At 62.2% G+C, this 22080-nt stretch carries 17 protein-coding genes and 1 pseudogene; 8 read left to right on the top strand and 10 right to left on the bottom strand.

Annotated elements, in window-relative coordinates; genetic code table 11:
* Positions 1 to 14 precede the first annotated feature (14 nt).
* The 6 genes from rplW to ACOX7T_RS12055 form a co-directional block, all read right to left on the bottom strand.
* Positions 15 to 314, bottom strand: coding sequence for a 50S ribosomal protein L23 (gene rplW, locus ACOX7T_RS12080; RefSeq protein ID WP_006573404.1), 300 nt, complete (start codon positions 312 to 314; stop codon positions 15 to 17).
* On the bottom strand, positions 314 to 934 hold the full coding sequence (rplD, locus tag ACOX7T_RS12075; RefSeq protein ID WP_433443101.1) for a 50S ribosomal protein L4: 621 nt from the start codon (positions 932 to 934) through the stop codon (positions 314 to 316). Before rplD ends, rplW begins: the two co-directional genes overlap by 1 nt.
* Positions 935 to 951: 17 nt before the next feature.
* A complete protein-coding gene (gene rplC / locus ACOX7T_RS12070) occupies positions 952 to 1674 on the bottom strand; it encodes a 50S ribosomal protein L3 (protein WP_433443098.1) in 723 nt (240 codons plus the stop codon).
* Positions 1675 to 1810: 136 nt separating this feature from the next.
* Positions 1811 to 2125, bottom strand: coding sequence for a 30S ribosomal protein S10 (gene rpsJ, locus ACOX7T_RS12065; protein WP_006573401.1), 315 nt, complete (start codon positions 2123 to 2125; stop codon positions 1811 to 1813).
* Positions 2126 to 2609: 484 nt separating this feature from the next.
* Positions 2610 to 4958, bottom strand: coding sequence for an S-layer homology domain-containing protein (locus ACOX7T_RS12060; RefSeq protein WP_433443095.1), 2349 nt, complete (start codon positions 4956 to 4958; stop codon positions 2610 to 2612).
* A 229-nt stretch (positions 4959 to 5187) separates the two neighbouring features.
* Positions 5188 to 6117 carry a hypothetical protein gene (locus ACOX7T_RS12055; RefSeq protein ID WP_433443093.1) on the bottom strand — a complete coding sequence of 310 codons (930 nt, stop codon included), beginning with the start codon at positions 6115 to 6117 and terminating at the stop codon, positions 5188 to 5190.
* A 209-nt stretch (positions 6118 to 6326) separates the two neighbouring features.
* Between ACOX7T_RS12055 and ACOX7T_RS12050 the strand changes: the two genes are divergently transcribed.
* Genes ACOX7T_RS12050 through ACOX7T_RS12040 form a run of 3 tightly spaced genes read left to right on the top strand, consistent with a single transcriptional unit; the run spans position 6327 to position 12467 of the window.
* Positions 6327 to 8012 carry a zinc ribbon domain-containing protein gene (locus ACOX7T_RS12050; protein WP_433443090.1) on the top strand — a complete coding sequence of 562 codons (1686 nt, stop codon included), beginning with the start codon at positions 6327 to 6329 and terminating at the stop codon, positions 8010 to 8012.
* A 40-nt stretch (positions 8013 to 8052) separates the two neighbouring features.
* Positions 8053 to 9738 (top strand): zinc ribbon domain-containing protein, encoded by a 1686-nt coding sequence (locus tag ACOX7T_RS12045; RefSeq protein ID WP_433443087.1) that lies wholly within the window; start codon positions 8053 to 8055, stop codon positions 9736 to 9738.
* A gap of 44 nt (positions 9739 to 9782) precedes the next feature.
* Positions 9783 to 12467 carry a zinc-ribbon domain-containing protein gene (locus ACOX7T_RS12040; RefSeq protein WP_433443084.1) on the top strand — a complete coding sequence of 895 codons (2685 nt, stop codon included), beginning with the start codon at positions 9783 to 9785 and terminating at the stop codon, positions 12465 to 12467.
* A gap of 56 nt (positions 12468 to 12523) precedes the next feature.
* On the opposite strand, the gene ACOX7T_RS12035 is transcribed toward ACOX7T_RS12040, so the two are convergent.
* Complete coding sequence (locus tag ACOX7T_RS12035; protein ID WP_433443081.1) at positions 12524 to 12955, bottom strand: hypothetical protein; 432 nt, start codon at positions 12953 to 12955, stop codon at positions 12524 to 12526.
* A 237-nt stretch (positions 12956 to 13192) separates the two neighbouring features.
* Between ACOX7T_RS12035 and ACOX7T_RS12030 the strand changes: the two genes are divergently transcribed.
* Together ACOX7T_RS12030 and ACOX7T_RS12025 are read left to right on the top strand one after the other, a co-directional pair.
* Positions 13193 to 13495: a Dabb family protein gene (locus ACOX7T_RS12030; RefSeq protein ID WP_006573395.1), complete on the top strand. Its 303-nt coding sequence runs from the start codon at positions 13193 to 13195 to the stop codon at positions 13493 to 13495.
* Between the two features lie 288 nt (positions 13496 to 13783).
* Positions 13784 to 17578: a M14 family metallopeptidase gene (locus ACOX7T_RS12025; protein ID WP_433443078.1), complete on the top strand. Its 3795-nt coding sequence runs from the start codon at positions 13784 to 13786 to the stop codon at positions 17576 to 17578.
* A gap of 69 nt (positions 17579 to 17647) precedes the next feature.
* On the opposite strand, the gene ACOX7T_RS12020 is transcribed toward ACOX7T_RS12025, so the two are convergent.
* The gene (locus ACOX7T_RS12020) at positions 17648 to 18013 is read right to left on the bottom strand and encodes a hypothetical protein (RefSeq protein WP_433443075.1); all 366 of its coding nucleotides are present in this window, start codon (positions 18011 to 18013) and stop codon (positions 17648 to 17650) included.
* 149 nt (positions 18014 to 18162) lie between these two features.
* On the opposite strand from ACOX7T_RS12020, the gene bilS reads away from it, so the two are divergent.
* From bilS to ACOX7T_RS12005, 3 genes are all read left to right on the top strand, one after another.
* A complete protein-coding gene (gene bilS, locus ACOX7T_RS12015; RefSeq protein WP_433443073.1) occupies positions 18163 to 18681 on the top strand; it encodes a flavodoxin family protein BilS in 519 nt (172 codons plus the stop codon).
* A 151-nt stretch (positions 18682 to 18832) separates the two neighbouring features.
* On the top strand, positions 18833 to 19984 hold the full coding sequence (locus ACOX7T_RS12010) for a D-alanyl-D-alanine carboxypeptidase family protein (protein WP_433443071.1): 1152 nt from the start codon (positions 18833 to 18835) through the stop codon (positions 19982 to 19984).
* 424 nt (positions 19985 to 20408) lie between these two features.
* Positions 20409 to 20609, top strand: coding sequence for a hypothetical protein (locus ACOX7T_RS12005; RefSeq protein WP_433443068.1), 201 nt, complete (start codon positions 20409 to 20411; stop codon positions 20607 to 20609).
* Between the two features lie 42 nt (positions 20610 to 20651).
* On the opposite strand, the pseudogene ACOX7T_RS12000 reads toward ACOX7T_RS12005, so the two are convergent.
* Positions 20652 to 21740: pseudogene (locus ACOX7T_RS12000) on the bottom strand (sugar kinase).
* A 71-nt stretch (positions 21741 to 21811) separates the two neighbouring features.
* The coding region (locus ACOX7T_RS11995; RefSeq protein ID WP_433442124.1) for a PfkB family carbohydrate kinase at positions 21812 to 22080 on the bottom strand (269 nt) is incomplete at its 5' end.

The raw sequence follows: 22080 nt of genomic DNA, 5'->3' as shown, positions 1-22080 counted from the left end.
GTTCGTTATCCTCCTTACACCATGCCTTCGAAGAACTCGATGGTCTTGGAGTCCTCGCTGAGGGTGACCACAGCCTTCTTCCAGGAGGGGCGGCGGCCCTTGGGATAGGCGCCGGTGCGCTTCTCCTTACCCTGCATGTTCAGGGTGTTGACCTTGACCACCTTCACGCCGAAGATTTCCTCGACGGCCTTGGCGATCTCAATCTTGTTGGCGCTCTTGGCCACCTCGAAGGTGTAGCGCTTCATCTCGGTCATCTCCATGGACTGCTCGGTGATGACGGGACGCTTAATGATATCATAAGCGGTGGTAGCCATTATGCGAACACCTCCTCGATGACGGCCAGGGCGGCCTTGTCCACGATGAACTGGTTGGCGTTTACGATGTCGTAAACGGAGAGGAGCTTGGCAGTGGTGGTGACCACGCCGGGGATGTTCCGGGCGGACAGGACCACGTTCTCATTGACCTCGGGGGTGACCAGGACGGCCTTCTTGGACTCGACAGCGCCCAGGAAAGCGGCCATGTTCTTGGTCTTGACGGCGTCCAGGTTCAGGCCGTCCACCACGATGACGTTGCCCTCGGCGGCCTTGGCGGAGAGGGCGGACTTGAGAGCCAGGCGCTTCACCTTCTTGTTGAGGGTGTAGCTGTAGGAGCGGGGCTTGGGAGCGAACACCACGCCGCCGTGAGTCCACTGGGGAGCGCGGGTGGAACCCTGACGGGCACGGCCGGTGCCCTTCTGGCGCCAGGGCTTGATGCCGCCGCCGGAAACCTCGGCGCGGGTGAGAGCGGACTGAGTGCCCTGGCGGCAATTGGCCAGGTGATTCTTGACAGCCTCGTGAACAACGCTCACGTTGGGCTCAATGCCGAAGATAGCGTCGGAGAGGTCCACTTCGCCGACCTTCTTGCCGGTCATATCAACAACAGTTGCTTTAGGCATTTGGTATCTCTCCTTTCTTACTTGTTACGGGCGGAAGCCTTCTGGGGATTGCGGCCGGAAGCCTTCTGCGGGTTCTTGGAGATGTCAGCGCCGGCGCTCTTCTCCTTGACGTTGATGACGGAGCTGCGCAGGCACACGATGCCGCCCTTGGGGCCGGGGATGGCGCCGCAGACAGCGATGAGGTTCAGCTCGGGGTCGACCTTGACCACGTCCAGGTTGAGCACGGTGACCTGCTCATTACCCATCTGGCCGGCGCCGATCTTACCCTTGAAGATACGGGAAGGATCGCTGTTGGCGCTCATGGAGCCGGCGTGACGGTGCACAGGGCCGGTACCGTGGGACTCCTTCAGACGGGCAGCGCCGTGACGCTTGATAACGCCGGCGTAACCCTTACCTTTGCTGATGCCGGTCACGTCCACGCGGTCGCCGGCGGCGAAGGTGTCAGCCTTGACCTCGTCGCCGATGTTCAGGGACTCGGCGTTGTTGAGAGCGAACTCCTTGAGCACGCGCTTGGCGCTGACGCCAGCCTTCTTCAGGTGGCCCAGCTCGGGCTTGGTGAGCTTGCGCTCAGCGACGTCCTCGAAGCCCAGCTGCACAGCAGTGTAGCCGTCCTTCTCCACGGTCTTCTTCTGGGTGACCACGCAGGGGCCAGCCTCAATGACGGTGACCGGGATGACCTTGCCGGCTTCGTCGAAGATCTGCGTCATGCCGACCTTCTTGCCGATAATGGCCTTTTCCATGTGTTTTCCTCCTTAAATAAGGTTATTGGTTGGGAGACTTGGGGCATCAGGCTCCCCATTGGTCTGCCAACTTGACCCGTCCGCCTCAAAACGCGGCGGACTGCGGGTACAACATAGTTGTGAGACTCAGCTGCGATTACAGCTTAATCTCGATCTCCACGCCGGCGGGGAGCTCCAGGCTCATCAGAGCCTCCACAGTCTTGGGGGAGGGCTTGAGGATGTCGATGAGGCGCTTGTGGGTGCGGCGCTCAAACTGCTCCCGGGAGTCCTTGTACTTGTGCACAGCGCGCAGGATGGTCACGACCTCTTTCTTGGTGGGCAGGGGGATCGGGCCGGAGACAGACGCGCCGGTGCGCTTGGCGGTCTCCACGATCTTCTCGGCGCTCTGGTCGATGAGCTGGTGGTCGTAGGCCTTGAGACGGATGCGAATCATTTCTTTCTGGGCTGCCATGGTGTTTCCTCCTTAAAACATACGAAGTGGGGTTCGGTACTCCTCGCACGCTTCGTACGGTGAGAAATCTTATGTCCACGGTTCCGTGCGTATCACTCCGTGGCATGAAGAAAACCGGCTCTAAGCAGGCCGGTTTACTCCATGCACCGGCGATATACGCCCGTGCACAGATTCCTCAGCCGCCCGATTCTAGCTCGGACATACTCCGCGGAAGTTACCGGCTCTCGCCGCAATCTCCCGCATCATCGCAGATCGCGCCCTAAACAGGCACTTTGATATAATACCCTAAACCCCGATCTATGTCAAGGGTTTCCGGGTATTTTTTTATTATTTTTTCAGGAAAAGCCTGCTTTTGGCCACTTACACAAAGAGACTGACGACACAGCCTCTCCTTATGTCCGCTTTGCCCGTCCGGGGAGAAGGAGGACCGGGCCGTCCCTGCTGGACGGCCCGGTCTGAAGTGTTCATAGAGGTTCCGCTTTGATTACTTCGCGGTACGGACAATGATGCTGGCCTTGAACTCGCCGGAGGTGGTGTAGCCGCCGTAGATGTTCAGGGTGTCGCCGGTTTTCAGTCCGCTCAGGGAGAAGGTGCCGCCGGTGGCCTCCTGCATGACGGTGCCGGAGGGGGCGCTGACCTGGATGACAGACCCGCTGCCGGTGCCGTCATCGGCCCGGAAGGTGATGGTCCGGTCAGAGGTGTTCACGTAGATGACGGTGCCCACCAGCTGGCTGCTGCTGGTGGTGGTCTTGTCCACCTCGATGGATGCCACGGCGTCGCCGTTGGTGACCATGGCCACGTGGTAGCCCACCCGCAGGTCGTACATGGAGATAAGCTTGCCGTCCTGGGTGACCGACACGCCGCTGGTGATGGAATAGGTGGCGGTGCCGCCGTTGTTGTCCAGCTCCACCTCAATGGTGATGCCGGAGGTGTCCTCGCTCTTGCGGGTGATGGTGCCGGAGACGTTGGCGCTCTGGGGCACGGAGTCAATCAGGGTGACGGCGTTGTACCGGACGGTGACGGTGACGGCATCGCCGGTGCGCAGCTTGTCGATGGAGCTGGTCTTGTTGCTGCGGCGGACCTCCGGAGGATCGGACAGGTCCACCTGGAAGGGGACCACCCGGCCGTCGGCGGTGGTGACGCTGATGATCTCAGTGGTGGTGCCGGTGGGGTAGCTGATGTCGGTGATGGTACCCTCGGTGACGGTGGAGCCGGGGTAACCGGCGAGCATGGCCACCTCGCCGCCGGACAGGCGGATGGTGACAAACCAATCCTTCTGGACGCCGCCCACGGTAATAGCCTTGCCCTCATAGGTCACCACGGCGTCGGCGGAGAAGTTATAGGTAGTGGCCTTGTTGGTCTTCAGGTCGGTGATGGTCACGTTGTTGACGCCGCTGGCGCTGCCAAGGCTCTTCACCGCGCCCTGAATGTACTGGGTGACCGTATCCAGCGCGGCAGTGGTCACATTGCCGTTGTCATTGGACACCCGCACAGACACATAGCTGCCCACATAGCTGGCGCTCATACCGGAGACGGCCAGGCCGTTTGCGGTGATGGCGGTGCCCGCGGGGACGGTGAGCCGCTCCAGCTGGCCGTCGAAGTTGGAGATGGTGATCACACAGCCGCCGGAGGCCTGGGTCTCCACAGCGGTAATCAGGCCCTCAGCCTTCCGGGTTCCGCCGGAGAGCTGGACAGCGGCCAGATGGTCCTGCTGGTCCACCCGGCAGACAGCGGTGGTATACCCCGCCTCGGGGTCGATAAGCTCATAGCCGCCCACCTTCTGGCCCACCTGTACCTCAGTGAAGCGGTCATAGGGCAGAGTGACGGAGGTGCCGTTTACATTAAGGAGGATCTCACTGTCGGAGACGCCCACCACAGTGCCGGCCACGGTGTCCAGCTTGCCGGACAGGCGCACCGCCATGGGGGTGCCGTCCTCGTCGTAGCACACCCGGGCATAGGTGCCGGGCTGGAGCAGGGCGCTGTCCACCAGCATGCTGTTCTCATAGATGGGGGTATCCACCGGCAGGGAGATGGTGTAGGAGCCGGACAGATCGCTGTTGAGGGTGAGGAGGATCACGTTCTTGCTGCTGGAGGTGGCGGAGACGATGGTGCCCGCCTGCCACTCGTAGTCGGTGTAGTTGGGCAGCTCCACGCTGGTGCCCCGCTCCTCCATGAAGGCGATGGCCCGGGAGAGCATGGTGGCGGCCACCTCACGGGTGACGGTGCTCTTGGGCTGGAACTCGTTCTGGTCGGTGCCGGTGATGATGCCGTATGTATTGAGCAGATAAATGTAGGGCTCACGGCCGGGGGTAATGTCGGCCTTGTCGGTAAAGGTGAGGGTGTAGCTGGACAGATGCTCGGCCATAGAGTCCAGCTGCATGGCCCGCACCAGATAGAGGGCAAAGTCCTCCTTGGTGATGGTCTTGCCGTTGTCCAGGGCGCCCGAGTCATAGAGGCCCTTCAGCTCGGTGTAGGAGAGAATACCCGCCTCCAGACAGGTGGCATACTCGTCCCGGAACCAGGACTGTTTGTCTCCCATGATGGCGGAGATATCATCCGCCCGGTCCTTGCCAATCTGGGTCCGCAGGTCGGTCTCCACGGCGATACGGGCGCACAGAGCCAGAGCCTCGCTGCCCTGGAGTTCATTCTTGGGCCGGAACTCACCGTTGTCATAGCCCTTAAAGACCCCCTGGGCGGCCATGTCGTTGATATAGGACTCCGCCCAATATCCGGCGGGCACATCGGGGAACGTGGCGGCGAATGCGGGTACTGTGGTCAGTGAGAGTGCCAGCGCCAGGGCCAGCGCACCGGAAAGCAGTCTGTTTCGTTTCATAGCGCACCTCCAAATTTGGGCTCGTCCATGCCCCCGCTGTAAGGCGGGTTGCTGCACTTAACATAATTATAGCGGCTTGTCCAGGAAAAAGCAACGGGAACCCTGTCTTTTTCTTCCCGTTCCAGAATCTGCTGTTTTTCAGACGTTTTCCCCCGCAAAAAGTTCCGCGGTAAAAAAGGAGCGGAGACAGCAATGCCATCTCCGCTCTATATATTATATATGTATCCTCTTACGCTCCGGCAGCCTGGCTGTTCTGGTCGGCGCCGGTATCCTGCGTGCTGCCGTCACTCTGGGCAGCCTGGGTCGCGTCCTCCGCCTCCAGGGCCTCGGCCGGGATCTCAAAGTCGGTGGCCGCACCGAAATCGGAGCAGGTCATGCGGATCACAGAGCCGAGCAGCTCGCTGGAAGCCTCGTCGGTGGCGGTGCTGGGGTGGCCCAGGGTCTCGTCAATGTTGGCCTCCATGTTGTTGATGACCTTCAGCATGTCCAGCTCCATCTTTACCAGATAGCCCTCCTGGTCCACCCACACAGCGACCTCCGCGGCGGGCATGCTCTCCAGGTTGGTTCTGATTTTGGTCTGCTGATCCTCAGACATGGAGGAGATGGAATCCAGGTAGCCATTGGACTCCAGAATGTCCACCAGAGGCTTGCCGCTGATAGAGCCGGTGTACTTCACCGCCTGGGCGTCGTTGACGGTGTCGGTGCCGTTCTTTTTGAAGCCGGAGGCGCCGCTCAGGTAGGTGGCCAGCGTGTTGCCCGCGTTATAGGTGTCCAGCACCTCCTGGGTGGTGGTCTGCTTGGCCCAGTAGCTGCCGTCGGTGGCGTACTGCACCAGGTCCTCCCCATCCTTCTGGGCATACATGGTGATGGTCTGGGAGTAGGTATCCTCTCCGCTGGCCATGTCCAGCACCACCTCCGCCTTGATCTTCAGCGGGTCCTGGAAGCTGGTCAGATTCAGCCGGTTGGTGACAGACAGGCTCTGATCCTCCGAGGCGTACTCCGCCGTCACCTCTACAACGGCGTTGACGCTGGGGGCGTTCTTCACCTTCTCCAGCGCGGCGGTCACGGTCTCGTCGGCATTTCCGCCGGAGCAGGCAGCGAGAGACATTGTCAGCATCACGGCAGCCCCCAGGGCGGCCGCAGATTTCATCCATTTCATTGTGCATTGTCCTTTCTTTCCGGTACGCGGCATACGCGCAATTATGGTTAGTATAGCATGTTTTTCTCCCTCTGTCACCCATTTCCCAGCCTTTTTGGCGGGTGAGTACGCTTTTTTCTTCCTCTTCTTGCTATCAGGGCCGGGGTATGCTAGGATGGATCTGGAAGCAAACATTCTGTCGATTATGATGTTTCAGAGGTGAGGACCCTATGTTTTGCCCCAACTGCGGCTTTCCCTACGGTCCCGACGACCGTTTCTGCGGTCGCTGCGGCGCAGCCCTTCCCGCTCGGGCGGAGACACCCTCGACGCCCTCCACACCCCCGCTCGAGGAGCCCTCTTCTCCCCCGCCCCGCCCGAAACGGCGTCGGCTCCGTTATGTGCTCCCGGCCGTTCTGGTGCTGGCCGCGGCGGCAGGTGCCCTGGCCTTCTTTCTCACCCGCCCGGCCCCGCTGGACCGGTCCTACACTCTGTGCAGCGACTCGGTGCCCGTCTTTCTTGCCCAGGAGGGTGCCGCCGCTCTGGAGCTGTGGCAGGGCACAGAGAAGGTGGCCTCCTTCTCTGCCGAGGAAGATGACTTTCTGGCCGTCTCGCCCTCCCTGGATCACGGAACTCAGCTGTTTGTCACAGAGCAGGGCACACTCTGCCGCACCAGCCCCCAGGGCTACGCCGTCCTGGCCGAGGGCGCGGACAGCTGCGCGCTCTCAGGCGACGGGAGCACCGCTGCCTGGGTCACCACAGAGAGTCAGCTCTGGCTCCAGCGGGGCGAGGAGACCCCGGTACTGGTGGACGAGGGTGTCCTCTCCGGCTCTGTGGCTATCTCATACAGCGGCAGAGCTCTCATGTGGAAGAGTGTGGCGGACAGCTGCTATTGTCTCTCCCTGGACGGCGGCACACCTCAGGTTCTGGAGCTGAACCCGGGCGGCAGCAGTCCCATCCTGCTCTCCGACAGCGGCACCTTCTACTATACCGTCATCGGCAGCGGCCTGCACCTGTACGCCTGGCGGGACGGAACCAGCACCCTGCTCACCGAACATCTCTCTGTGTTTGACGACGCTCTGCTCTTCAACCGGGACGGCAGGGAACTGCTCTACATCACGGAGGACGACGGCAGTACCGTCTCCACCTGGTTTTACCGGGAGGGAGAGGAGCCCCGGCGGGTGGGGAGCTTTGTGCCTGACACCCTCTGCACGCCCAGTTTCTGCTTCTCCCAGTCCATCTATGCCGACCACCTCACCGCCTCTCAGTACAATGTCTCCACCCTGCTGGAAAAGGCCTTCCTGGCCGGAGAGACCGTCTGGCTCCTGGGCCGGGAGGGCGAGGCGTCCCCCCTCTTCTCCGACGGCTCCGCCATCACCAACGCAGCTGTCTCCACGGATGGCAACAGCCTGGTGGTCCTGGTGGACAAAATGGATGGAAGTGCGCAAAACAACACGCTCTACCGCTTCGACGACCTCTGGGGCAGCTCAGAGTCCCAGGTCCTGGCAGAAAATGTTGCTTCTCTGGACGCTACTGCACCCGACCTCTCTGTCCTGTGCTATGCCGTCTCCCACGGCAACAGCTTCTACGACCGGACGCATTACCAGCTCCGGCAGGGCAGTACGCCGGAACTGCTGACCGAAGGCAATGAATTTGTCTCAATTTTTTCTGGCGGGGAAATCCTCTATTCTACCGAAAACCGCACCCGGTTCTTTCTCACTGACGGTGTGAGCGTTGTCCCTCTGGATATTTCCGTTCCGGAGGATAGTGCCGTTTCCCCCGGCCTGCTCTCTATTGGTCAACAGTTCTATCTCAGTCTGTACTACGAGGACACAGGCCTTATCGACAGCTATGCCGTCTCCTCCGACGGCTCCGTCACTCCCATAGAGGACGTAATATTCAGCTTTGTCTCTTGGTAACCGCACCCCTCAACCTGCACCACAGAGAGGAGGCATTTCCATGTTCTGTCCCAACTGCGGCTTTCCCTACGGCCCGGACGACCGCTTCTGCGGCCGCTGCGGCGCTGCTCTTCCCACCGGGGCGGAGGCGGCCGCGCCGCCGCCGGAACCCCCGCCCGAAGAACCGGCTTCTCCCCCGCCCCGCCCCAAACGGCGGCGGCTCCGTTACCTGCTTCCGGCCGTGCTGGTGCTGGCCGCGGCGGCAGGTGCCCTGGCCTTCTTTCTCACCCGCCCGGCCCCGCTGGACCGTTCCTACGGCCTGCACAGCACCCCCTCTCTCTTCTTCCTGACGGAGGAGAACAGGTCACAGATCGCGCTGTGGCGCGGCACGGAGCAGCTGCTGACCTTCCCGGCAGAGGACGGCTTCTTCCGATCCTCCGCCTCCGCCGCAGGCGGGTCCCCCATCCTGGTGACAGGCACCGACGGCATCCTCCACCGGGCTGATTCCCAGAGCTGCACCACCCTGGCAGAGCAGGTACTGAGCTGCTTCCTTTCCGGCGACGGCAGCACCGCCGCCTGGGTCACTGAGGACCAGGCGCTCTGGCTTCAGCGGGGAGAGGAGGCCCCGGTGCTGGTGGATGAATCCGTCTCCCCCTACTCCGTCCTCGTCTCCTTCACAGGCAGAGCCCTTGTGTGGCAGACCGATTACAGCATCGAGGGCGCCCCCCGCTGCTATCTCTCCCTGGACGGCGGCGCACCCCGGGATCTGGAGCTGGACGGTATTGCCCCCGCCCTGGTCACCGACAGCGGCACGCTGTACTACACCACCATGCAGGGCAGTTCCCTCAACCTGTATACCTGGCGTGACGGGGTGAGCACGCTGCTCACCGACCGGCTGTCCTCGCCGGGCTGTACGCTGTTCTTCAACCGGGACGGCACCGAGCTGCTCTACAAGACCGCGGAGGACGACATCACCTCCACCTGGTTCTGCCGGGAGGGGGAGGAGCCCAAAAAGCTGGGGGATTTCTTCCTCAGACTCCTCTGCTTCCCCTCCTGCGCCTACCAGCAGTTTTCCAGCACTGCTCATCTCTCCGTCTATCAGTATGATGTGGCCACGCTGCGGGAAAAGGCCCTCCGCACGGACCAGAACATCTGGCTGCTGGACCGGGACGGGAACGCCTCACCTCTGTTCCCGGAGGGGTCCGTGGTCAGCCTGAGCTATGTCTCCCAGGACGGAAACAGTCTGGTGACCCAGGTGGGCGGTTCGGGCGATCAGTATACCCTCTACCGCTTTGACGACCTCTGGGGCAGTCCTGAATCCCAGGTGCTGGCCCAGGGCAGAGGGCTCAGGCTGTCCGCCCCCTCTGCGGACCTGTCCGTCCTGTGCTACTCCACATACGGCGAGAACGAGAGCAGCCATATGTACTACGTAATCCGGGAGGGCTCGGAGCCCGAATGCTTTACGGAGGGAAACGAGTCCGTTTTGATGTTCCCCGACGGCCGGTTTCTGTACTCAACCGATGACGGCACCCGTTTTTTCCTGTCTGACGGCTCCGGTGACCCTATCCCGGTGGATATGCCCCAGACGGATGAGGACACCAATACGCTCACCTTCTGGTCCATAGGGCAGCAGCAGTTTGCCGTGCTGTACGATTTCAACACCTCCCTTCAGGACGTCTACGCCCTCTCTCCTGACGGCTCGGTCACCCTTCTCTCGGAGAATGTAGGAAACATGTTCAACTATTGACCTGTACCGCTGTACACAATGGGAAACAAGGAAATGAGGAAAGGATGAAAGCCATGTTCTGTCCCAACTGCGGCGGCCCTGTCGGCGCCAAGGCCAAGTTCTGCTCCCACTGCGGCGCATCCCTTACCCCGCCAGAGCCGGAGCCGGCAGCTCAGCCCGCTCCCTCCGTCCCCTCCGACCCGCCGGAGCTGTTCCCCAAGTCCCAGCTTCCTCCTCAGGACAGCCCGGACTCCTCCCCTGAGGCGCCCCAGTCCCCCTCTGCGCCGGAGGACGCCTCCACGCCCGGGGACCTGGACCAGTCTGCGGAGCCTGTCCCTCAGCCGGAGGAGGATTCCCCCTTCTCCGACCTGCTCCGCCGCCAGAGCGCCCCCAGCCCCTCCGCCGGGTTTGCGCCCCCCGCGGAGGATACGCCTCCCATGGGCTTTTACGGCGGACCGGCCGGACCGGACAGCCCTCCGCCCCCTCCGCCGGATATGCCGGAGGAGTTCCAGCCGCCCCACAGGAAAAAGCGGGTCGGCCTGGCAGTGGGTATTGCGGCCGCGGTGGTGCTGGTGGCCGCCGGCGCCCTTGCTGCTTTCCTGCTCTTCTTCAACACCAGCCCCAAGGCCCAGCTGGCCGCCTATATGGGAAATACCTGGGCGGCCATGGTGCCGGGCGGCGGGGAGGACGGCTTCTTTGCCGCTCTGGCCGCCGGCAAGGACAAGGCTTCCCGCCAGACCTGGAATATCCGTCTGGGAGATGACCTGACCGAGCTCCTTCTGGAGGGGGGTACGGACACCTTCCTCGGCACAAATGCCAGTCTCTCCCTGACTCCTGAGGAGCTCTCAGACAGCGGCATTACCCTGATCAGCGAGCAGGACCTGGCCAACCGCAAGCTGTCCCTGGCCATGTCCGGCAATCTGGGCGGCTTCCAGGTGGACGCCCTGCAGCTCTTCCTGGACGACAGCCTGCTGTCTGTCAGCAGTCCCGACTTCCTGGGCGAGCAGTTCTACGCCATCAACACCGAGACCCTGGCTGCCGACCTGGCCGCCTCCCCGCTGGGCGGGGGCGTCACCGCCGACGAGAGCATGAACTTCAACTACTTTGATCTGATCGCGCCGGAGGCCGACGGCAGGCTGGACCAGCTGCTCAGCCCCGACACCCTCTCCGCCCTCCGGGAGCTGTATAAAGCCTGGCAGGACAGCGTCACCGTGGAGAAGGGCAGCGCCGGTTCTGTTGTGGTCAACGGCGCCACCCTGACCTGCACCCCCTACACCATGACCATCCCCGCTCCCTCTCTGAGAGATTTCATCACCGACGGCTTTGCGCTGCTGGAGGCGGACGAGGCGTTCCGTATCTGGCTGGCCCAGGCCATGATAAACGGTGAATACGGCTCCCTCTCCGGCACGGACCCGGAGGCCTACTGGCAGGAGAACCGGCAGGACGTGTATGACACGCTGGACAGCCTGTCTGCCGTGTTCCAGGACGACCTGGTGCTGGTCTTCCAGGTGGCCGATGAGCAGGTCCGGCAGATCACCGGTAATACCCGTCTCACCTCTGCCTACGGGGACACCCTCTCCCTGTCGCTGGACGTACAGTTCGGCGACGAGAGCGGCGTGTCCGGCGCTTTCTCCGCCTTTCTCACCGTGGATGACGGGTACACCCCCGTCCGGCTGGAGCTGGTGTCCTCCGGCAGCCATGTCCCCCAGGCCGGGGAGGCCTTCACCGACGCCACCCGCTTCTCCGTGTTCGAGGCCGGAGCGGAGGTCTTCTCCATCACCGCCGACACCTGGTACGACAGCATCCAGCCCACGGACAACTTCTCCTTCTCCTGCCTGATCTCGGATGAATATGGATCCACCGCCATGCTGAATCTGTCCGGCACCGTCCGGTACGACGTCCAGGCCGGCGCCGCCTCGGTGGACCTGGACACCATCAGCCTGGGGTCCGGAGCACAGCAGTTCACGCTGGCGGGCAGCTGGTCCGTGGAGCCTCTGGACGGCTTCTCCTTCCAGCCGGACAGCCCCACCATGCTCCTGTCCATGAGCCAGGCGGAGCTGGACGCCCTCTCCCCGCTGGTAGAGGAGCGCCTGGCCGCGCTGGAGGAGCGGTTCTACGAGTACTTCCCCGAGGCCTATGTGGAGCCCTTTGACGCGGGGGACTTTATGACAGACCTGCTGGACAACACCTACCACGGTATCCTGGACCACGAATACCTGGAGCACAGCGGATACACCCAGGAAGAGGCGCTGGCCATCCATCGGAGCAAGCTGGACACCGAGCCTGAGTACTTTTTCACCGCCTTTGGCATTGAGTACCCCACCGAAGCGCTCCAGACCCGGTTTGCCACGCTGTATGCTCAGCTCTACGTCCAGGCCCGCTACGAGATTGCCGGCGTGGAGCAGCTGGACAGCGAGACCTATGTGGTCACCGTGGCCGTGGAGCCCATGGACGCCATCCAGCAGATGTACGACCGGTTCCCCGCTTTCTCCGAGGCCTTTGAGGCCCAGTTTGACGAGGCCGCGCTGGCGGCCATGAGCCAGGAGGAGTGGGACGACTGGTATGTCAACGTCTACGACGCCCAGTACGGCCAGGGTCTGTCCGACCTGTTTGAGACCGTGCTGACGGAGGGCGTCGGCTACGGCGAGACGGAGTATGTGGAGGTGTATGTCACCCGCAATTACGACGGCACCTGGTCCGCCGACGAGAACAGTCTGTGGGACCTGGACCTGGCCATTCTGCCCTATTAACGCCAAAGAGCGCCGCGCCCATGAAGGGCGCGGCGCTCTTTATCTGCGCTTGACGTTTACTGCTGAGCAGGCGTCCCCACCGGGATGCCTCTGGACCGCAGCTCGGCCAGGAAGATCTCCCGACCCTCAAAGAGGAACTCCAGATTCACCCGCCGGCCGTTTTTGAGGAAGATGGCCAGACGGCGGCCGCCCAGCACATCCACCCGGGTGATGTCCCCCACGGGGATACGTCTGGCGGGCCCATAGCCCTCACAGCAGACGAGGGTGTCGTCATCCTCCAGCCGGACTCTGGCCCGGGCGGGCCGCAGCAGGGACGCCACACCCACTACCGCCACCACCACGGCGCCGATGCGGCACAGCAGCTGCAGACTGTCGTCCCCGGTCAGCTCCAGCCCGCTGCACACCCACAGCAGCACTGCCGCCGCCAGAAACACCACACCCGCCAGGCGGTAGGAGGTGCTCAGACTCCGATTCATCCGATATTCCATGCGTTTTTCCTTCTTTCAGGAGGAGTGCCGCAGTATCCGCCGTTGTACCGGATGCTGCCGGCAGGCAGAGGAAATCATACCCGCTCCGGGCTTGCCCCTCTGCGCCGTACGCATTATAATATAACAAGACGTCCGGCGCAACGGTCATTCTGGTGGAAACACGGCGGGTTTTCTCCCCGGATTTTTGGCTGCCTGACTGTCCGGCGGCTCCGGCACTTTGCAGAGGAGGTTTTTCCCATGCTCAAGCATATTGTCGTATGGAAATTCAAGGATGAGGCCGAGGGCAAGTCCCGGGCCGAGAACTGCGCCCTGGTCCGGGAGCGGCTGCTGGCCCTGGTGGGGGTCATCCCCGAGGTGAAGCACATGGAGATCGGCATTGATATCGGCTCCATCCAGGGCAACTTCGACCTGGCCCTCATCGTGGACACCGACAACACCGACACCCTCTCCGCCTACGCCAATCACCCCGAGCACCTGAAGGTGGTGGACTACATCAAGAAGGTCGTGGAGCAGCGGGTGGCCGTGGATTTCACCTTTTGAATATTTTCAAGGCAAAAAGCGCCCTGTTTTTTGAGCAGGGCGCTTTTTTATTCCCATTTTCATCCGTATTCACCCCTATCCCCCATTGTTTATTCGCATCTGTACATTCAATTTATCCAATTCATCTTCATCTTGAACGCTCTATTTTGTCTGTTTTTTACCATTTAGACAGTTGACACTTTTATTTCACAGTGGTATTATTCTTTCATAATTATTCATCAAGTTGTGAGTATTCCGTATTTTTATTCTGTGTGTGCCCGCGATTTGAGAGAAGGAAAGGTGAAGCAAATGAAAAGCAGTATCCACGCCCCCAAAAAGTGGCTGTCACTGATTCTGGCGCTGGCCATGTGCCTGTCGCTGGTCTCTCTGCCCGCCGCTGCCGTGGAGACGGAGACTACCTCCGCCCCCGCCGCAACCTTTGTCAACACCACCGAGGACGGCGGCGACAACGCCATCTCCCTCACCGCCGAGCGTACCTTCAAGGTCATGCTCCCCGTTGACATGACCCTGGACCAGGCCAAGGCCGCCGCCGCTGAGGCTGTGTGGTCCCTGGTGCCCGACGAGACCCAGGACTACCTGGACGACACCCTGTTCCCCAACCAGACCGAGGGCGGCGCCCTGGACACCTGGATGTGCAAGGACGGGGAGACTCCCTTCTTCACCGACCTGAGCGCCTCCGCCGAGGAGGCTGACGGCCAGGTGTACGTGACCCTGACCTTTGCCAACAGCTGCTACTTCCTGGACGACTTCAGCGTCCCCCACACCAACGGCGGCTATTACATGGACGTGTGTGGCTACTTCAACCTGACCGCCCAGGCCGATGGTAAGACCCTGGGCTCCGTGAACGTGAAGATCGCCCCCTACGACCAGTTCCACACCATGAGCGAGATCTACGCTGAGATCGACGAGATGGTGGAATTTGCCGCTGAGAACACCGACCTGTACGTGGAGAAGTTCTCCATGGGCATGAGCCAGGGTGACAACGGGCTGGAGAGCCTGGATATGCCCTACCTCATCGTGGCCAAGGACAAGGCCGCTGTGGAGAAGTGGCAGAAGATCAAGGCCGAAGCCGAGAGCGACCCCACCGGCCTCATCGCCAAGATTGAGAACGGCACTCTGGGCGACTACCAGGTGCCCGTGATGTACTCCAACGTCCACGCCAACGAGGTGGCCGCCAGCGACGGCGTCACCGCCTTTGCCTGGATGCTCCTCAACGCCGCTGCCGGCGACGGCACCATCGACTACGACAAGCTCACCGGCTTCACCGCTGAGGGCGAGGCCGAGCTGGCCGCTCAGATGGGCCCCGAGGGCGAGGCTGGTTCCGTGGCCGTGCCCGACCTGGTGGCCGACACCGCCACCTACCTGGGCTACATCAAGGGCAAGAATGCCGACGGCACCACCGCCGACATCTCCACCGTAGTGGACCTGGAGAAGTACTACACCATCGAGACCGAGACCGTCAACGTGGACGAGCTCCTCAGCGACGTGTTCTTCATCCTGGTGCCCGAGGAGAACGTGGAGGGCCGGACCTATCTGACCCGTACCTCCTCCGGCGGCTTCGACCTGAACCGGGACAACTCCTTCCAGACCCAGGCCGAGACCCAGAATATGACCGCTCTCATCGCCGAGTGGAACCCCGTCAGCTTTGCCGAGTTCCACGGCCGGATCCAGGCCTTCCAGTGCGAGCCCTGCGATCCCCCTCACGAGCCCAACTTCGAGTACGACCTGCTGGCCGAGCACCTGCTGGCCGGCGGCGAGGCTCTGGGCATTGCCGCCGTGGCCAACAATGACGGCCACAACAGCTATGTGACCCCCCAGCGTGACTACCTGAGCTACACCGGTGAGGTCAACGCCGACGGCAGCTACCAGACCCAGTGGTACGATCCCTGGGACGATATGTCCACCAGCTACACTCCCCAGTACGCCATGCTCCACGGCACCCTGGCCTACACCGTTGAGGTTCCCGCCTACGACGACTACATGGTCACCGCCCTGTCCTACGGCCAGCTGGGCCAGAGCAACTACATCGCTGCCAACAAGGAGAGCTACCTGCTCAACCAGACCAAGATCTTCGAGCGCGGCGTGACCAACGCCAACTCCGATGCCTATGAGCTGGTTGGCCAGTGGTTCTGCGACCAGTACGACGTTGAGGGTGCCGAGGCCGACCTGTTCCGTCCCGAGTACGACGGCGAGGGTCAGAACGGCAACTTCTATCCCGAGTGCTACATCATCCCCCTGGACGGCGAGCATCAGAGCAACCTCCAGGATGCCGACGACATGCTCACCTACCTGACCCGCAACGGCGTCGAGATCATGGTGGCCGACAAGGCCTTCACCTATGACGGCGTGGAGTATCCCGCCGGTACCGCTGTGGTCTCCATGTACCAGGCCAAGCGGAGCGTGGCCAACGGCGTGCTGTACGACGGCACCGTCATCACCGAGTGGCCCGTCCTCTACTCCGAGGGCATCACCGCCTTCAATTACACCCGCGGCTTTGACATGATCACCTGTGCTGAGCCTGCCGCCTACGAGACCATCGCCGCCGCCTGCTCCGTCTCCGACGAGTGGGATGTGTCCTCCGCCTTCACCGGCGTCACCGGCGAGAAGGTCATCCTGTCCAACGCCTCCGAGGATTCCACCAGCGCCGTCAACGCCCTGCTCCAGGCCGGCAAGACCGTGTCCATGATCATCTCCGGTGAGAACAAGGGCTCCTTCCTGTGCGACTACGCCGACTGGCAGTCCGTCTCCAAGACCTACCTGCTCACCGGCAAGGGCGTCACCGCCGCTGAGGCTCCCCTGTCCCTGACCATCACCAAGGCCCCCGTCATCTACATCTCCGGCAAGCCCGCCGACAACGAGACCGGCTTCGTCAAGAGCACTCTGGTCAGCGGCGCCTACCAGTACAACTACGACCGGCAGTCCATGGAGATGCTGGGCTTCACCGTCACCGACAACGCCGCCGAGGCTGACCTCATCATCGGCGCCGCCGCTCTGGATGACCAGGCCCTGGCCGCCGTCAAGTCCGGCACTCCCTACATCGGCTACGGCTCCAACGCCATTCGCTCCGCCGTGTCCCTCTTTGCCGAGGGCGAGCTGGTCCGTGAGACCGCCGGCGACTCCGCCATGGATGCTCTGGCCTATGTGACCTATCCCACCGACAGCCTGGTGACCGCCAGCTACGTGGCTGAGGGTGACGACATCCTCTACGGCTACGGTGCCGGTTACTTCGCCGCCATCCCCGACGGCGCCCAGGTCCTCATCCAGCTGGACAGCTCCAAGGAGCTGCTGGAGGGCTTCCTGCCCAGCACCGGCGAGCACTATGAGGACTTCCTCAACGACTCCGTCCAGGCCATTGAGTACCACGAGAACGGCCTGAACCTGGTCCTCTTCGCCAACACCCTGACCAACAAGGTCAACCAGCGGGACGAGTTCAACTTCATCAGCAACACCGCCTTCTCCAGCCTGCTGGGCGACATCTGCACCGGCACCGCTGACAGCGGCGACAACGCCAAGGCTCTGGCCGCCGCCAAGTACACCGACGTGGACACCGGCGACTGGTTCGCCGAGGCCGTGGGCAGCGCCACCGCCAAGGACCTGCTCCAGGGCAACGGCAAGGGCGCCTTCCTCCCCCTGAGCACCACCGACCGCAGCGCTCTGGCCACCGTGCTCTACCGGCTGGCCGGTTCCCCCGAGGCTGAGTCCGCCAACTTCTCCGACGTGGCCGACAACGCCTGGTATGCCGACGCCGTCAACTGGGCCGCCTCCGCCGGCGTTGTCCAGGGCAACAACGGTGCCTTCTATCCCACCAATGCCCTCACCCGTGAGCAGGCCGTGGTCATGTTCTACAACTACGCCGCCTCTCTGGATCTGGACGTGAGCGGCAAGGCTGACCTGAGCGCCTACACCGACGCGGCCGACGTCTCCGGCTACGCCGCCGACGCCATGGCCTGGGCCGTGGAGGCCGGTCTGGTCACCGGCACCGGCAAGGGAGACACCCTCTCCCCCAAGGCTACCGCTACCCGCGCTGAGCTGGCCGCCCTGATTCTCCGGGCCGCCGACCTCTTCGCCACCGCGGAGGCCTGAAACCCATAATAAAAACCGCGCCTGTCATCTGACAGGCGCGGTTTTTTGCGGCTTTATAAGAAATAGAGGTCAGTTTTCCTTCCCCTTTTCATCTTCAGCGGCCTTTCTGGCCTGGATGGCCGCCTCCCTGCGGGCCATATTCTCCTCCAGGCTCTTATCCGGCCGGTCGTTGATCTCCAGGCTCTCCAGAATCAGCCAGGCACGCAGATCCTCAATGCCGTCCTCGGTCATGGGGAACTCCTCCACCTCCTCGATAACGGAGAACTCCCGGCTCCAGGGGCCCTCCCAGACCTCGCCGATGAGGAGCTCCTCCTTCGTCCCATCCTCTTTCTCCACAGTGACAGGACTCACCTGATAGCGCAGCTTGCCGTCGCTGGCAATCCAGATATTTTCATTCTGAAAGTGAGACAGTACCGGCAGAAACATTACTTCCATCCCGCTCTCCTCCTTATTGCACAATTACAGCCATCATTATAACATCCCACCTGTCCCTCGACAAGGCCATGAATCCGTGATATGATCATCCCGGCCGGGGTTCTCCGGCCGTTTCCTTCCGCTTTTGTCTCCTGAAAGGATGTGTGTACATGCGTTACGCAGTTTTGTATTCCAGCGGCACCGGCAACACCGAGCAGGTGGCCCGGTCCATTTACGCCGCGCTCCCCGCCGGCGAGGCCCGACTGGAGGCCGTGGGGCCGGACACCGCCGTCCCCGAGGAGGAGGTGCTCTTCCTGGGCTTCTGGACGGACAAGGGTGTCTGTCCTCCGGATATGCAGGCCCTGTTTGCCAAGCTGAGCGGCAAGCAGGTGGCCCTCTTCGGCACCGCCGGCTTTGGCGGCAGCCAGGCCTATTTTGACGCCATTCTCCAGCGGACCGCCGCCCTGCTCCCCGCCGGCAATACCGTGCTGGGGGGCTGGATGTGCCAGGGCAGGATGCCCGCCGCCGTCCGGACCCGGTATGAGGCCATGGCCGCCCAGAATCCGGGCGACCCCAAGGCCGCCAGCTTCCTGGCCAACTTTGACCAGGCCCTTTCCCACCCCGACCAGGCGGATCTGACCGCCGCGGCTGCCTTTGCCGTGCAAACGCTCGCCAAGGTCAAGGGCTGAGCTTTCTCCGCTCTCCTGCCGCACTCCGGGCTATTTGTCCGGAGCGCGTTTTTGTCTTTTACACCCTTCATCAAAATTTTTCTGCACTGTATAGAACCGGGTGGAATTCCATATCCTCTGTGTTAGAAATCAACCACGGAGGAACTGCCATATGAACCACAGAAAAAAGCTCCTTGCGGCGGCGTTGGCCGCCGCCCTTCTGGCACTTTCCGTCCCCACAGCCCAGGCGGCATCCGGCGCGCCCACGGTCAGCTGCGGCGCGGCAGTGCTGATGGAGAAGGAGACCGGCACCATTCTCTATGAACAGAATTCCCACGACAAGCTGGAGCCCGCCAGCGTGACGAAAATCATGACCCTTCTTCTGGTGATGGAGGCCATCGACAGCGGCCGCATCTCTCTGGACCAGACGGTGACCATTTCGGCCAACGCGGTGTCCATGGGCGGCAGCCAGATCTGGCTGAAGGAGGGGGAGCAGATGACGGTCCACGACCTGCTGAAGGCGGTGGCCGTGGTATCCGCCAACGACGGCGCCGTGGCCCTGGCCGAGCTGGTGGCGGGCAGCGAGGAGGGCTTTGTGGCCCTGATGAACCAGCGGGCCGCAGAGCTGGGCATGGCGGACACCACCTTTGTCAACTGCACCGGTCTGCCCGCCGCCGGGCATCTGACCTCCGCCCACGACATCGCCCTCATGAGCCGGGAACTGATTCTCAACCACCCCTCCATCCGGGAATACACCACCATCTGGATGGACTCCCTGCGGGACGGCGCCTTCCAGCTCACCAACACCAACAAGCTCATCCGCTTCTATGACGGCGCCACCGGCCTGAAGACCGGCTCCACCGACTCCGCCCTCTACTGCCTCTCGGCCACGGCGGAGCGGGGCGGCATGGAGCTCATCGCGGTGGTGCTCAAGTCCCCCACCTCCCAGGAGCGGTTTGACACAGCCCGCTCCCTGCTGGACTACGGCTTTGCCAACTACACCCTGATGGACGTGTACCCCGACCAGGCGCTGCCCCCCATCGACGTACTTCTGGGCGAGGAGGACTGCGTCCAGCCCGTGCTGTCAGCATCCAGCCGGATTCTGGTGGACAAGTCCCAGGTCAACAGCGTAACCTCCCAGATCAACCTGTGCGAGAATGTGGAGGCCCCGGTGGAGGCCGGGCAGAAGCTGGGCGAGATGGTGGTCATGGCCGACGGCCAGGTCCTCCAGACCATTCCCATTGTGGCGGAGCGGGCTGTGGCACGGCTCACCGTCCCCGGCATCTTCCTGCGCTTCCTGGACCGGCTGCTTATGGCCGGGTAAGCACTTCAAACGTCTTGTTCTGTGTCCGCGCCGGATCATTTCCGGCGCGGACATATCTTTTATTGCTCACCTCAGCCAAACAATAAAAAGGAGCAGATAGTGCCCTGCACTATTTTTTTGCAAAAGCCCTTGACATATTCCCATCAGTGTGGTAGTCTTTTCTCAACGGATGGTTAGTTTCAGCTAACAAAGAATCCGCTGTGCAGACATTCTGTTTCCCCCATCTCATGCCGGACCGGTGCGGTCCCTCTCCCGCTCCCCTCCGGCGCCCCTCCTTTGGCTTGTGATTCAGCGCACAGCCTTCTCTGAACACGCAGAAGCGCCCGGACCAAACTGGTCCGGGCGCTTCTGTACTGTCCACGGGACATGATGTGTTGCCTTTCTTCATATAAATGCCATGAAAAAACGGAGGAGGTAATCTGCTATGAAGCTCTTATTGGTCCGGCGCAAAATGCTGGCGGCCTTTGCCTGTGTACTGGCTGCCGCCGCCATGTTCTATGTGGTCAACCATCCCGCGGTGGTGGGCGCCTCCGCATCCACCCGCCAGCTGCCCATCTACTGCGTGGAGCGGGACCAGAAAATGCTCTCCATCTCCTTTGACGCGGCGTGGGGTGATGTAAGATAGCGGCACAGCTCCGCCAAGGCAGGCTGCCCATGCCGGAATCCGTTATCTCTTGATGTCGTAGTTCTGGTTCATGATGGCGCGGATGGTGTCCGCGTCGTCGGTGATGTTGCCGTCGCCGTGGATGGTGTGCTTGATGACGCTGCTGGCCACGGCGAAATTGACGGTCTCCTCCGGGCTCCAGCCCTTCATCATGGCGTAGATGAGGCCGCTGGCAAAGGCGTCGCCGCCGCCCACCCGGTCCAGGATGGTGAAGGTGATGAGGCGGCTCTCATAGGTCTGGCCCTGGTACCACATATAGGCCTTCAGGCTGTTCTCGCTGCCGCTGTGGGCGTAGCGCACATGACGGGCAATGCACTTCAGGTTGGGGTACCGGGCGGCAAACGCCTCAAACACCGCCGTCTGCTGCTCCAGGCTGGGCTGGAGGGGTACGCCGTCCTTTCAGTCACCCTTGCTGTGCTCATTCTCATCTTTCCACAGGTGGTAGGGCTCGATGCCCAGCAAAACATCCACATAGGGCAGGCATTTGGTGCAAAAGTCCCGTGCCTCCTCCCAGGTCCAGAGGGTGCTGCGGAAATTGCCGTCAAAGCTAATGGTCATACCTTTCTCCCGGCCCGCCTTCAGGCAGTCCAGCACCAGCTGGGCGCAGGAGGGGCTGAGGGCGGGGGTAATGCCGCTGAGGTGGAGCCAGTCAAAGCCCTCCAGCAGAGCGGACAGGTCCACCTCCCGGAAGTCGTACTCGGCAAAGGCGCTGTGCTTGCGGTCGTAGGTGACCTTGCTGGGGCGGATGCCGTAGCCGGTCTCCAGATAGTAGGTGCCCAGCCGGTGGGTGGGGGTCTCCTGGGGAGTGCTGAGGATGACGGGGGTGCAGTGGACGTCGTTACTGCGCAGCATGCGCACCGCGCTCTTGCCCAGGCTGTTGTTGGGCACTACGGTGAAGAAGGTGCTGTCAATGCCCAGGTTGGCCAGGGCCAGGGCGATGTTGGCCTCACTGCCGCCGTAGCTGGCCTCAAAGCTGGTGGCTACCCGGATTTTCCCGTAGTCCGGCGGCGTGAGCCGCAGCATAATCTCTCCCACGGTGATGAACTTCCCCGTGTCCTCCTGCTCTCTCAGAAGCGGATTGCGGTGGATCATAGCCTGCATCTCCTCTCTGTCATAGATAAAAAGGCCGGCTGCTGGTGCAGCCGGCCCTGTTTTTGTGATATTCAGCGCTGGATGCGGCCGGAGCCGTCGCCGCCAGCCAGTTTCTCCACCTCGGGGAGGGTGACCATGTTGTAGTCGCCCTCGATGGAGTGCTTGAGCGCGGAGGCCGCCACAGCGAACTCCACAGCCTCCTGGGTGGACTTACCGGACAGCAGGGCGTAGATGAGGCCGCCGCCGAAGCTGTCGCCGCCGCCCACGCGGTCGATGATGTGGAGGTTGTACTTCTTGGAGAAGCAGTACTCGTTGGAGGCCACATCGTAGAGCATGGCGC

Origin of the sequence: Pseudoflavonifractor sp., assembly GCF_050943825.1 — a bacterium.
Classification (GTDB): Bacteria; Bacillota; Clostridia; order Oscillospirales; family Oscillospiraceae; genus Pseudoflavonifractor.
The sequence above is the reverse complement of the archived record's forward strand: the minus strand, read 5'-3'. Positions and strand labels throughout refer to the sequence as shown.